The organism is Paenibacillus sp. FSL P2-0322, from assembly GCF_037975315.1.
GTDB lineage: Bacteria > Bacillota > Bacilli > Paenibacillales > Paenibacillaceae > Paenibacillus > Paenibacillus polymyxa_B.
The window spans coordinates 447,501-459,759 of record NZ_CP150243.1 but is presented as its reverse complement, the minus strand read 5'-3'; the positions used below and the strand labels follow the sequence as shown (position 1 = coordinate 459,759).

Annotated in this window: 11 protein-coding genes and 2 rRNA genes (1 of these 13 running past the window's edge); 2 read left to right on the top strand and 11 right to left on the bottom strand. The window is 47.2% G+C overall.

Annotation, left to right across the window (positions count from 1 at the left end; genetic code table 11):
- Window positions 1–116 precede the first annotated feature (116 nt).
- The 4 genes from MKY24_RS02085 to MKY24_RS02070 all read right to left on the bottom strand — a co-directional run bounded on the left by MKY24_RS02085 (window position 117) and on the right by MKY24_RS02070 (window position 2,953).
- The gene (locus tag MKY24_RS02085; RefSeq protein ID WP_075153601.1) at window positions 117–578 is read right to left on the bottom strand and encodes a pyridoxamine 5'-phosphate oxidase family protein; all 462 of its coding nucleotides are present in this window, start codon (window positions 576–578) and stop codon (window positions 117–119) included.
- A 71-nt stretch (window positions 579–649) separates the two neighbouring features.
- The gene (locus tag MKY24_RS02080; protein ID WP_339201319.1) at window positions 650–874 is read right to left on the bottom strand and encodes a non-oxidative hydroxyarylic acid decarboxylases subunit D; all 225 of its coding nucleotides are present in this window, start codon (window positions 872–874) and stop codon (window positions 650–652) included.
- A 41-nt stretch (window positions 875–915) separates the two neighbouring features.
- Complete coding sequence (locus MKY24_RS02075; protein ID WP_028541240.1) at window positions 916–2,334, bottom strand: non-oxidative hydroxyarylic acid decarboxylases subunit C; 1,419 nt, start codon at window positions 2,332–2,334, stop codon at window positions 916–918.
- 28 nt (window positions 2,335–2,362) lie between these two features.
- Window positions 2,363–2,953: a flavin prenyltransferase UbiX gene (locus MKY24_RS02070; RefSeq protein WP_339201318.1), complete on the bottom strand. Its 591-nt coding sequence runs from the start codon at window positions 2,951–2,953 to the stop codon at window positions 2,363–2,365.
- Window positions 2,954–3,113: 160 nt separating this feature from the next.
- Between MKY24_RS02070 and MKY24_RS02065 the strand changes: the two genes are divergently transcribed.
- The gene (locus tag MKY24_RS02065; RefSeq protein WP_028541241.1) at window positions 3,114–4,019 is read left to right on the top strand and encodes a LysR family transcriptional regulator; all 906 of its coding nucleotides are present in this window, start codon (window positions 3,114–3,116) and stop codon (window positions 4,017–4,019) included.
- A 72-nt stretch (window positions 4,020–4,091) separates the two neighbouring features.
- On the opposite strand, the gene MKY24_RS02060 is transcribed toward MKY24_RS02065, so the two are convergent.
- The 5 genes from MKY24_RS02060 to MKY24_RS02040 all read right to left on the bottom strand — a co-directional run bounded on the left by MKY24_RS02060 (window position 4,092) and on the right by MKY24_RS02040 (window position 10,373).
- Window positions 4,092–5,276 (bottom strand): response regulator, encoded by a 1,185-nt coding sequence (locus MKY24_RS02060; RefSeq protein ID WP_023986665.1) that lies wholly within the window; start codon window positions 5,274–5,276, stop codon window positions 4,092–4,094.
- Window positions 5,257–7,053, bottom strand: coding sequence for a sensor histidine kinase (locus MKY24_RS02055; RefSeq protein WP_023986664.1), 1,797 nt, complete (start codon window positions 7,051–7,053; stop codon window positions 5,257–5,259). Before MKY24_RS02055 ends, MKY24_RS02060 begins: the two co-directional genes overlap by 20 nt.
- A 30-nt stretch (window positions 7,054–7,083) precedes the next feature.
- Entirely contained in the window at window positions 7,084–7,908 is an 825-nt protein-coding gene (locus MKY24_RS02050; RefSeq protein ID WP_028541244.1) for a carbohydrate ABC transporter permease, read from the bottom strand.
- A 14-nt stretch (window positions 7,909–7,922) separates the two neighbouring features.
- A complete protein-coding gene (locus MKY24_RS02045) occupies window positions 7,923–8,813 on the bottom strand; it encodes a sugar ABC transporter permease (RefSeq protein WP_023986662.1) in 891 nt (296 codons plus the stop codon).
- A gap of 228 nt (window positions 8,814–9,041) precedes the next feature.
- A complete protein-coding gene (locus MKY24_RS02040; protein ID WP_023986661.1) occupies window positions 9,042–10,373 on the bottom strand; it encodes an extracellular solute-binding protein in 1,332 nt (443 codons plus the stop codon).
- 294 nt (window positions 10,374–10,667) lie between these two features.
- Between MKY24_RS02040 and MKY24_RS02035 the strand changes: the two genes are divergently transcribed.
- On the top strand, window positions 10,668–10,826 hold the full coding sequence (locus MKY24_RS02035) for a hypothetical protein (protein WP_023986660.1): 159 nt from the start codon (window positions 10,668–10,670) through the stop codon (window positions 10,824–10,826).
- A gap of 179 nt (window positions 10,827–11,005) precedes the next feature.
- Here MKY24_RS02035 and rrf read toward each other — a convergent pair.
- Both rrf and MKY24_RS02025 read right to left on the bottom strand, forming a co-directional pair.
- A 5S ribosomal RNA gene (rrf, locus tag MKY24_RS02030) occupies window positions 11,006–11,122 on the bottom strand.
- Between the two features lie 152 nt (window positions 11,123–11,274).
- Window positions 11,275–12,259: ribosomal RNA gene (locus MKY24_RS02025) — 23S ribosomal RNA — on the bottom strand; it runs 1,941 nt beyond the window's last position.

Here is a 12,259-nt window from a genome sequence, read left to right as displayed (position 1 = left end):
CTCTAATTTCCTGTTCCAACAAGCTCAGCGCGATCCCTTGTAAGCGCTTATTCCCCGCATTTATTTTAACGGTAAACTTGGTAAATACATAGATTATTTGTCATAATCAGATGGCTTTACATTAACAGCTCGGCCACCGTTTCCTTCCAGCGATGGATCACCAATTCCGGTTCCTTGAGACGGACCGTGACACCTGTCAAGATATCCGCATATTGGGCCGAATCTTCTCTGGCTGCAAAAACATGAGCCGCAAATCGCTCACGTACATGCTTGGCTTCGGGCAAAGCAGGCAGATGTTCCAGCGACAACCGCACATAATGCGCCTTCCCCCCGGTAAACACCGCAAGCGTCGCCTTCCCGGTACGAATCATGTTGCCCGTCGTGGTCGTGCCTGGCCATAGTGCCAGACGCAAATTCCCCTCGTCCAGCGCTACAACTTCGCCCACACTAATCATCGCTATGTGCGGCCACTGATCTTCCGTGACCGTCAGCAGCATCATTGCTTCATGCTGCTTGTCCTCCAATACCTTACCGTCCAGTAGCGTGAACAGTTCCTTACCGATCCTTGGTGTCTGCATGAAGTATAATCCCCTTTACATTTAGCCTATAACTTCAAAGTACCATAATTTACGGCTACTTACGAACGACCCTATATCCGCTCTGGAATAGGAGGAACATGAGCAGCATTCGGAATATCTTTGGGGTTTACCTTGAACGCCGATTTATACTTTGCTGGATCAGTAATGATATCCGGTTCTGAGGTCCGCCATGTGAACAGGCATACTGGGCACAACAAAACCTCCCAGGCGCCTTTAACTGGCGAGCGGGTAACAACCTCCGAACGATTAGATTCACAACGGGGACAAATATGCATCTGTCAGCACTCCTTTAATCTTTTTTTGTTTTTAAAAATATTCAACGAAGCATTTGGCTCAACTTTTTCTCCCATTCTGCTACACCCAACGGGGAATCGAGCGACTGCGAGTAATGTCCTCTAATATCCGGTGCTACAGGTGTCGTCGCATCCAATATCATTTTGTGCGTCATACCTGCCGGATCAGAGCCTGGGTCAAGCGGTAAAATAGACAAGCCAGGAACAATGACAGCATCATGCTTTGGATGAAGCTTGGTGGATAAAGCCCACATGACCTGCGGCAGATTGAACGGATCGACATCCTCATCCACCACAATGACCAGCTTGCAATACCCTAATCCATGCGGAGTCGTTAACGCACGCATTCCCACAGCCTTTGCAAAGCCGCCATACCGGGTTTTCGTGGAAATAATAGCGACCAGCCCATGCGTATACATGGCATTAACGGCTACGATTTCATTAGGAAAAGCATCCTTAAGCTGCTGAAACAACGGTACACTTGTATTCACACCGATCATATAATCCGTTTCCGTCCAAGGCATCCCGATGTACAGATGCTCAAAGATAGGCTGTTTGCGGTGATATACACGATTAATCTGAATGACTGGCATCGCGCGACCGCCGGAATAGTGACCTGTGAATTCACCGAATGGACCTTCATACTCACGTTCACCTGCTAACACTTCGCCTTCCAAAATGACCTCGGCTCCCCAAGGCAGATCCAGATCTGCATTCTTCGCTTTGACCACACGATAAGGCTCACCCTGAATGGCGCCCGCCATCTCATATTCGGATTGATCGTACAGCAGCGGCGTAGAAGCAGCCGTTGTAATCACAGGCTCACATCCGAGGGCAATAGCCACCTTCAGATTTTCGCCGCGCTCCTCAGCCTGACGGATATGGATCGCAATATCATGCTGTGGTACAGGCTGGATGCCCAAACGGTTCTTGCCTTTTACCTGCATCCGGTACAAACCGACATTTTGCTTACCGTAGGTGTCCGGGTCATCCAGATCGCGTGAAACTAGAATTGCTTTATCCAGATAAAACCCTCCGTCCCCCTGATTCAAACGAAACAACGGCAAAATATCAAACAAATTAATATCCTCTGTAATCTCGACTTCATGAAAAGGAGCGGTTTCTTCCCGCTTCACGGGCACCGGAAATTGTTCATAGCGTCTGGCAAATTCAAAAAACTGCTCCTTGAGCGGCGTGTTTTTGGGCATTCCCATCATGAGGGCATGATTGGGCCAGGAGCCCATCACATTCATTGCAATACGAGCATCCGTATATCCATAGATGTTGTTGAAAAAGAGAGCAGGCGTCTTATCTCCAAGATTGTTTAATGCTCTGTTAGCTGCTGCGAGGTCCGGCTCCGGCTTTACCTCATCGCTGATCGTGAGTAATTGTCCCTCCTTTTCCAAGGTGTGTAGAAAATCGCGAAAGTCTTTATAAGCCATCCTTCATTCTCCTTCGTCTTTCGATTTCTCAATTCTGGTGCAGACTGGAGTCAGTCTGCTTCATTCCATCCCAACGTTTGGCTGCAGTTGTGACAATACCGAACTGATCCAATGCGCGAAAAACAATATGATCCACCAATTCCTCGATACTTGCAGGATGATTATAAAAGGCAGGCATCGGCGGCAGGATCATCACGCCCATACGTGACAGCTCCAGCATATTTTCCAGATGGATACTGCTTAATGGTGTTTCCCTGGTCATGAGCAGCAGCTTCTTTCGCTCCTTCAGCATCACATCCGCTGATCGGGTAAGCAGGTTGTCCGCCATACCTATACGAATAGAGGCAAGGGTCTTCATGCTGCAAGGAGCGACGACCATGCCGTCTACTCGAAAGGAGCCGCTGGAAATACGCGCAGCCTGATCCTTATACGAGTAGACTGCATCCGCCATTGCCTCCACTTCCTTCACCGTGTAGCCTGTCTCATAGGGAATGTTCGCAATAGCCCACGGGGATAGCACCAGATGGCTTTGGACTCCAGCCTCTCGTAATTGTTGTAATATACGGATACCAAAGATCGACCCTGTCGCTCCCGATATTCCTACAATGATTTTCTTCATATGTCCCCTCCTTCCATCCCATCGTTTTATGTTCACCCATGCATTACTGTCAAAAATTATACGCCCGTTCCTTGCACACGAAAAATATATATAATATATGGAATACATACTTTAAAAGTATTCAAATTGAAGCGTTGTTTAGAAATAAGGAGGAATCCCAATGGACATGAAGCATCTGCATTACTTTTGCGTCATCGTGGAGGAAGGGCAAATCACCAAGGCCGCCAAAACGCTCAACATGGCCCAGCCTCCGCTGAGTCAACAACTCAAAAATATGGAGGACGAGCTTGGCGTAAAGCTGATTTACCGTGAAGGAAAGAAGTGGGAGGTAACCGAGGCCGGATATACACTGTATACACGCGCCAAGCGATTATTGGCTGAAATGGAGGACACCTGTAGAGAAATTGGGGAGTTTGAAAACAAAGTAACCGGCACACTTGCTATAGGCACGTCATCCGCCTGTATGTCTCTGATTACTGAACAACTCAGCCGCTTTCATCAGGATTTTCCAGAGGTATACGTTAAAATAGGACACGGAGACACACATCATCTGGAAGAACTGCTGCACCAAAATAAAGTGGATCTGGCCCTGCTGCTGCTTCCGGTAGATGACAAATCGTACCATACGATTGAACTGGAGGGCGTTTCTTTTGTTGCGGTTCTTCCGTGTGAATGGGCAGATCGCCATCCCAGTGGGGAAATTACATTACAGGAAGCTGCCAGCTATGACCTCTTGTTGGGACGCCGAACAGAAGGACACGGACTATACGAAACCGTCATCCGCAAATTTCAGGAACACCATCTTATTCCGCGCGTCGTACTGGACTGTCCTGAAATATCGACCATTCTCTCACTCGTTTCCACAGGCATGGGAATTACTATCATTCCAGACGCTGGCTTGGGACAAGAATACGGGGACAGATTTCGCACACTCTCCATTAAGGAGCCATTCCCCTTCACACGGCCTGCCGTCGTATGGCGCAAGGATCGTTATTTATCCAATGCAGCTCGCAAATTTGTTGAACTGCTACAAGCTGGAGACACGAAAAAGACTGCTCCCGAGTAGATGCTCTACCGCTCTACTCCTGAAACAGTCTGATGCTTGAAGAACTTCCTTCATTCGGTCGTTGATACCGCCTTATTTGACTCCCTGATGTCTATACTCGGTTGGAGTCATTCCACATTTGCGCCGGAATACCTGTGTAAAATGCCTCATATCCTGATAGCCGATCCGCTCTGAAATATCAGCCAGCCGCAGATGAGGATCACTGAGCAGCCGCTTCGCCTCCTCCATACGCAAGCAAATGACGTAATCCTTGTAGCCTTGTCCCGTCTTTTGCTTGAATAACTGGCTGAAATACACCGGATTCAAAAATACGATTGAAGCCACCTTCTCCAGCGACAGCTCCTCTGTAAAGTGAGCCCGAATGTATTGCAATGCCACATCTACCGTATGCATGCCTTTGCGGAGACATTCTCCTGTATCCGCTGCTGCGGCTGCAATCTCCTCTGGCGTACGTCTTAGTCGCGCCACCTCTTCAGGTATGGAGGCAAAATTGTGATGAACACCCGAACGTGTAATTTGTAGGGGCACCTTCACATAACGCTTCAAATGGGATTCGAGCAACGTCTCTAGCCGTGCGGCCTCTGCCTCATCTCTTACCCTTGCAATGCCCAGCAGACTATGGCGGTCTAGACTGACGACAAAGCCGCTGCCTCCTGCCTCAATGAGCTCGGACAGTACATTTTCAATCATAAAATGCTCCAGATGTGTCTGCTTGTGATCAGGTTCCATGCGAACCATGAAGAGATGGAATTCCGGATAATTTTCGACAAAAGGCTGTATATCCAGCTTGCCCGTATCCAGTCCAAGGGCATAGCGTTGGAAAACGGCTTCACGCAAATAAACCATATTGGATTTGAGAAGCCTACCCTCGTTCGCCTGCTGCGAGGCCACAAGCGCTTCGGCTGCCAGTATTTCAATGCACTCCAGCAGCTTTTTTTTACCAATCGGCTTTAACAGGTAGTCTTTGGCACCCAGCTTTACTGCTCTTTGTGCATAATGGAAGTCGGAATGGGCCGAAATGACAACCCACTGCAGATGAGGATGCTTTCGCTTAGAAATACGCATGAATTCCAGACCATCCATACCGGGCATCAGGATATCAGTTAATACAATATCTACAGGATGCTCCGCCAGAATGCCTGCTGCCTCCTCGGTGGAAGCAGCGAGATGAATGCCGCAGGTTGGTAGAGCTTGGCCAATGGTACGCCGAATCCCCTGCCGAATCATATTTTCATCGTCAGCTATCAGAATATTCATGTTTCTCCTCCTTCTGTGGCAGAGGCACACTTACAGTGGCTGTTGTTCCGGCCCCAGGTGCGCTAGAGATCCGTAGGCCGTACTCTTCTCCGAACATGTGCCGTAGCCGTAAATTTAGGTTTTGCAGGCCGATGCCTCCCGCCTGCCCGCTGCCCGCCTGTTTGCCGGGTTCTGCCAAAGCGACCTGGACCACCTCCCATCGTTCGTACTCCATCCCTGCACCGTTGTCGATGATGTGCAGGCTCAATACACCGTCATATTCCTCCGCTCTGACGAGCAGCTTGCCACCTGTATCCGCATGAAGAGGCTCCAGTCCGTGCTTCACTGCATTTTCAATCAATGGCTGTAAGGTCATTTTCGGCAGGCGGATATCCATCCATCGTTCATCAATGCTAATGTCTACAGATACCCTACCCTCCAGCCGAGTTTGAATAATGGTGAGATAGTGCCCAACCTGCTCCACTTCTTCACGAAGGCTTACATCGGCCCCCTCTTCCCAATGGCTGCTGTAACGGAACATATGGGATAAGGAGAGAACCACCTCTCCGAGCTGATCTTGTCCCTTTTCATCCAGCATCCAATAGATCATATCCAGCGTATTATACAGAAAATGTGGATTGACCTGCGTCTGTAGCGCGTGCAGCTCCGCATTTTTTTCACTGACCGATGATATACGCACCAGCTCGATTAGCTCTGCAATCCGTCTTACCATATGGTTAAAAGAGGTAGCTAGTTGGTTGATTTCTTCATAGGATTTGGTGTTTACCGTATGACGGAAATTTCCTGTCTCTACCCGCTTCATTTCCCGAATGACTCGCTTGAGTGGAAGGGAAATGCCTCTGGAGACGATAGATGCAATTAACGCCGACACAATAATAAGTATAGGTGCCACGATAAATAAGTACCTTTGATTTTGCACCAACTCCACGTTCAGATCCTCACTAGGTGTCACACTAATCACAGACCAGTCGGCAAACGGCAACTTGGAAGCGATTACAACTCTTTCATTACTTCGATTTACAATAACATCCTCCTCCGGTACCTGCTGCTCTAGATTTTGCAAATCCGGTGGCGGATCAGAGGAAGTGGCCGACACAATTCGATTTTCATGACCCAACAAATATACCTGACTATTGGTGCCTAACCGCAAATTGTGGAGAGCGGACAAAACAGAACGCGGCTCAGCCTCAAACAGGACAATACCAATCGGCTTGTGTTCATCCAGATCATAGAGCTGCCGTCCAAACGCAAACACGGGTCTGGTTTCCACCTGATCAATGACAGAGTGAGGATACACGCCCAGCCATGCAATTTTGCCCGCCGACTTTCGAATTTCCTTATACCATTCCGTATGTTCGTAATGAGTATCAATGACATTCATATAATTGCCATAGTTATATACCTTGCCTGTGTCTGTGATGACATGGATGCCAATCAGATCCTCACGCGAATAATAGATAGCGCCCAGAATATTCGTAATCGTACGTTCGTTGATGTAATTGACAGCAGGTAAATCACTACTATCCGTCGTCAACAGACGAACCAAATCCATATTGTTGCTGATCGATTTGGAGAGACTGTTATAGCTGCCGAGTAGCAATTCGAACAGGCCTGCCGTCTGGGATACATTTTTACGCGCCAGCTCGCTGACCTTATCATGGAACTGCACCGTAGTACGGTTGTAAAATAATAGACTGACCGCCAGCACAATGCCGGACATGCTCAACAGGAACAGAACAAACAAGCGGTATTGAATGGATTGAAAACGGCGCAGCATACCTCCGTGCGCTCCTTTCGCATCGGCCGCCTATCCTTTAACCGCTCCCGCAACCATGCCCTTGGTGATATTTTCGGACAGAACAAAATAAATAATAATGACCGGTAAGGCACCCATGACTAGAAAAGCACCAATATTACCGTAGTTCACAGAATACTGGCTGACGAACGTATATACGCCGAAAGGGAGAGTTTTGAGCTTCTCGGACGAGATAAAGGTGGCAGCCATAATGTATTCATTCCAGATGTTAATGAAAGTTAAAATACATACCGTCATGATAGGCGGAATCGAGATGGGTAAGATTACACTGCGGAAAATACGATAAATGCTTGCTCCGTCAATGTAAGCGGATTCTTCAATTTCGTGGGGAATGGACCGCATAAAGCCGGATAGGATGAAGACCGCAATCGGTGTCTGAAAAGCAATGTAGGGTAAAATCAGTGAGAAATACGTATTCAGAATATGGACGTTTTTAAACATCACCATCAGCGGCAGCAGCGTAGCTTGCATCGGGATCATCATCCCGATCAGAAACAAAGTCAGCACAACAGCCCCGAAGCGCCAACGAAAACGTGTAATCGCATAAGCAGCCATTGAGCTTAACAAAATGACGAAAATCATCGTAACCCCAGTCACCAGTACACTGTTTCCTAAATAACGCAAGTAGCTCCCTGATTCATAGGCTTCCTGATAGTTGTGCCACTGGGGCACTTGAGGGAGTGCAAAGAAGCTTGAGCTCAATATCTCTTCATTCGTCTTCAACGAATAGGTCAGCAGCCAAAAGAGTGGATACAGCTGCGTGACAATTAAGATTGCCAATAAGGAAAAGACTCCCGTTTTTTTTAAGGCATTCAACAGTTCCATCTCCTTTAGCTTACCTTATTTTCGATTCGTTTGAAAACAAAATTTATCACAATTGTAAATGACAAGCAAATCACTACGAGAATTGAAGCTAATGCGCTGCCATATCCGTATTTCATCGATAAAAAGGACATATTGTACATATACGTAGATACTGTATCCGTTGCATGAGCTGGTCCTCCACCCGTCATCACCCAGATCAAATCAAACGATTGCAGGGAGCCGATAAATGCTAATACAATTGATATCTTGAAAATAGGTACAATGAGCGGCAGCGTAATATAGCGGTCTGCTTTGAATCCTTCAGCTCCATCAATTTTGGCTGCTTCGTACAGCTCATTCGGTATATTTTGTACACCGGTAAACTGGATAAGTAAATGATAGCCAAAATACTGCCACAACGATACAAAATAGAGGGCGTACATCGCTATCTGCGGTTCCGTCAGCCATGAGCGCGTCCAGCTTTCCAGCCCAATCGCCAGCAAAATACCGTTCAGCATTCCACCCATCGAGGCTGGATTATAGATCGTCTTCCACAGCTGCCCGATAATAACCACCGACAGAATAACCGGCAGAAAATACATCGTTACCAGCGTATTGGCCTTACGCACATAGCGATTAAGCAAGATCGCCAGCAGCAGACAGAACGGAATTTCCAGCATGGAAAACACAGCGAACATCATAGTCCGTTTCACGGACGGCCAGAACACTGAATCTGCTGTAAAAATCCGTTCAAAATTAGCCAGCCCCACGAACTTTGCCTCGGCGATTCCGTTCCAATCCAGCAATCCGCAATACACCGACACCAGAATCGGAACAAATACCATACAGGTATACAACAACAGGCAGGGTAGCACGAAAACGGCAATGGTACGTGCTGGCACCTTCAGTACATTCATGCTCTAATCTCCTTTGTGTTGATTCTGAACATCTTCTGAGGATGCACAACCTACATGATTTCCAATCAGGGAAAGAGCACTCTGCCCCCTCCCTAGTGTCAGCTACTTCAGGATTTTGCAAAATTCGATTCCAGTCGCTCCAAAGTTCAATATCTAGACGAACTAGGCCATTTCGATCTATATATTGTTCATTGGGAGTCGCTTATTGGATTTTTGCAAAATCCTCACTTATTTATTCGCTTCAAAAGTGTTCTGATGTTCCTTGGCAACTTGTGCAGAGTCTTCTTTTTGCACGAACAGGTTTTGAATGCTACTCAGATGCGCCTGCGCAATAGCCGGATTCATCGTATTATCAAAAGCGAGATCGCCCCCTTTTACATTCTTGAACAGCTCATTAAGACTAATCGCTAACTCGGAGTAGCCCGCTTCCTTCAGATCACCTTTCATTTTCTGACCACTGCCAATCGCATTTTTCAGATCAAACTGAATTTTGGGCATCTCCGTAATAAAATAGTGCAGAAAATCCTTCGTCTCCTGTAAATGTTCACTGTTCGCAGATACCGCAAATGCGCTGCCCGGCGCAATTACATACTCATTCACATCACCCTTGCCATTCACCGTAGGGAATTGAAACGCTCCTACCTTACCCGCTACCGAAGAAGCATCAATAGACCCCGTTTCCCATGTACCCATGATATACATCGCGGCTTTTCCTGTTTTAAAAATATTACCACCTGCATTGTAGTCAATAGATGTAGCTCCATCCGGGAAAGCTCCTGCCTGCACCAATTCCTGAAATGCATCCACCGCTTCCACAAAAGCTGGGTCGTTAAACGTCTTTTTACCGTCCAGTACATCATTGAGAAAATTCGGCCCTTCATTTGTACGCAACAAAATATTCATAAAAAGGAGGGAACCCGTCCATGAATCCTTTTCCCCAATGGCAATCGGAGTAATTCCCTTCGCCTTCAACGTCTTGACCGTCGTAATCAGCTCGTCAAAGGTGGTCGGCAACTTCTGGATTCCCGCCTGCTTGAACAGTTCTTTATTGTAAAACACCACTTCTATATTGTTACCGTCCGGAAAAGCATAGAGCTTATCGTCGAAGCTATAGTAATTAAGAAGTCCATTCTGAAACGTATCTTTTAACCCCTCTTTATCAGCCACATCGTTTAATGGAGCCAGCAGCCCGGCATCTACGAATGGCTTCATCTGTGCAGCTGGGTTTACAATCGTGATATCAGGTACTTCCTTCGCCGCTGCCTGTGTTTTCAGCTTAAGCTTTTGTTGATCTGTATTTAGCGAATCCAATTCAATTTTGACATGAGGATGATCCTGCTCGTATTGACCTACAATTTGCTTAATCATTTTGTACGAAGGGGTGCTCGGATCAGGATTAATGTTCTGAAAGGTAATCGTAACATCTTTCGTTGCGGTGCCTCTGCTCGGTTCTCCTGAATTTCCCGGACTTGCGCTTTGTCCGTTATTACAAGCTGCCAGCGTCAATGCCAAGGCGCTCGCCATCACAATGGCAAACGCTTTCATTTTTGTTCTGCTCATGGTCTTTTTCCTCCTCTTGTTGAAGCATTGCGCAATTTGCCCTCCTTATTGGTGGACACTCAATGCCCGCTTGTTCTTTTCATTATGTTCCATAGAAAAGACGTGAACAATGCGTGAACTTAAGGAGAAGGGTTTGTTTTTTCAAGCCCTCATTTGCGTGCTTCAAAATTCATTCATATCATAACTTGCAATTTATCTAGAACACAGGCATAATATGAATAAGATCATAGTTTGATAATGATTATCATTATTAAATGATAAATACACATAGACTTTAAAGGAGGCAGGACCGCAGTGAAAGAAACTTTTAATAAAACCTCCCTGCATATTGATGATTATTTGGATCTTCTCAATCTTGCCGTACAAGTCGGAGATACAAAGTGGCAAAAAGAAATTACCCGTAAACTTCAAACCTTGAGTGTCCTTCAGACAGAACAGGTTGAAATAGATTAACTTCCCCAGTTAATACTGTCCTCAGTTAAAAATGCTGACTAAGCACCACTATACAAAGGACAACCAGGATACCATACAACTTTTGACCGAATCCACGATAATGATCTTTCATGTGAATGATAAATGAATCGGTTATAGGAAAAAGAGCACAGCCCGTTAAGGCTGTGCTCTTTTATCTTGCTTGGCGACGTCCTACTCTCCCAGGACCCTGCGGTCCAAGTACCATCGGCGCTGGAGGGCTTAACGGTCGTGTTCGGGATGGGTACGTGTGGAACCCCTCCGCTATCGCCACCAAACATGAATTTGCTGTGCAAATTCTACCGTACGGTTATTCGGTTCATCACTTATTGTGTGAATGAATAGCCATGCGCTTATCATATGTCACTTGTACATACTTTCAAGGTTACACCCTGAAAACTGGATCCGAAACTCATTTGCGTTTTATTCTTAGGATAAGCCCTCGACCGATTAGTATTGGTCAGCTCCATGCATTACTGCACTTCCACCCCCAACCTATCTACCTCGTCGTCTTCAAGGGGTCTTACATACTGGGAAATCTCATCTTGAGGGGGGCTTCACGCTTAGATGCTTTCAGCGCTTATCCCTTCCGTACATAGCTACCCAGCGGTGCTCCTGGCGGAACAACTGGTACACCAGCGGTACGTCCATCCCGGTCCTCTCGTACTAAGGACAGCTCCTCTCAAATTTCCTACGCCCACGACAGATAGGGACCGAACTGTCTCACGACGTTCTGAACCCAGCTCGCGTACCGCTTTAATGGGCGAACAGCCCAACCCTTGGGACCTACTTCAGCCCCAGGATGCGATGAGCCGACATCGAGGTGCCAAACCTCCCCGTCGATGTGGACTCTTGGGGGAGATAAGCCTGTTATCCCCAGGGTAGCTTTTATCCGTTGAGCGATGGCCCTTCCATGCGGTACCACCGGATCACTAAGCCCGACTTTCGTCCCTGCTCGACTTGTAGGTCTCGCAGTCAAGCTCCCTTCTGCCTTTGCACTCTTCGAATGATTTCCAACCATTCTGAGGGAACCTTGGGGCGCCTCCGTTACTCTTTAGGAGGCGACCGCCCCAGTCAAACTGCCCACCTGACACTGTCCTCGCACCGGATCACGGTACCAAGTTAGAACCTAGATACGATCAGGGTGGTATCCCAAGGATGCCTCCCTTCAAGCTGGCGCTCAAAGTTCTACGGCTCCCACCTATCCTGTACAGATCGTACCCAAATTCAATATCAAGCTGCAGTAAAGCTCCATGGGGTCTTTCCGTCTTGTCGCGGGTAACCTGCATCTTCACAGGTATTAAAATTTCACCGGATCTCTCGTTGAGACAGCGCCCAAGTCGTTACGCCATTCGTGCGGGTCAGAATTTACCTGACAAGGAATTTCGCTACCTTAGGACCGTTATAGTTACGGC

Bases quoted from the DNA above. Each gene is read 5' to 3' on its own strand.
- MKY24_RS02045 (WP_023986662.1), bottom strand. From the start codon at position 8,813: ATGAATGTACTGAAGGTGCCAGCACGTACCATTGCCGTTTTCGTGCTA.
- MKY24_RS02075 (WP_028541240.1), bottom strand. From the start codon at position 2,334: ATGGCTTATAAAGACTTTCGCGATTTTCTACACACCTTGGAAAAGGAG.
- MKY24_RS02065 (WP_028541241.1), top strand. From the start codon at position 3,114: ATGGACATGAAGCATCTGCATTACTTTTGCGTCATCGTGGAGGAAGGG.
- MKY24_RS02080 (WP_339201319.1), bottom strand. From the start codon at position 874: ATGCATATTTGTCCCCGTTGTGAATCTAATCGTTCGGAGGTTGTTACC.
- MKY24_RS02040 (WP_023986661.1), bottom strand. From the start codon at position 10,373: ATGAGCAGAACAAAAATGAAAGCGTTTGCCATTGTGATGGCGAGCGCC.
- MKY24_RS02055 (WP_023986664.1), bottom strand. From the start codon at position 7,053: ATGCTGCGCCGTTTTCAATCCATTCAATACCGCTTGTTTGTTCTGTTC.
- MKY24_RS02070 (WP_339201318.1), bottom strand. From the start codon at position 2,953: ATGAAGAAAATCATTGTAGGAATATCGGGAGCGACAGGGTCGATCTTT.
- MKY24_RS02085 (WP_075153601.1), bottom strand. From the start codon at position 578: ATGCAGACACCAAGGATCGGTAAGGAACTGTTCACGCTACTGGACGGT.
- MKY24_RS02060 (WP_023986665.1), bottom strand. From the start codon at position 5,276: ATGAATATTCTGATAGCTGACGATGAAAATATGATTCGGCAGGGGATT.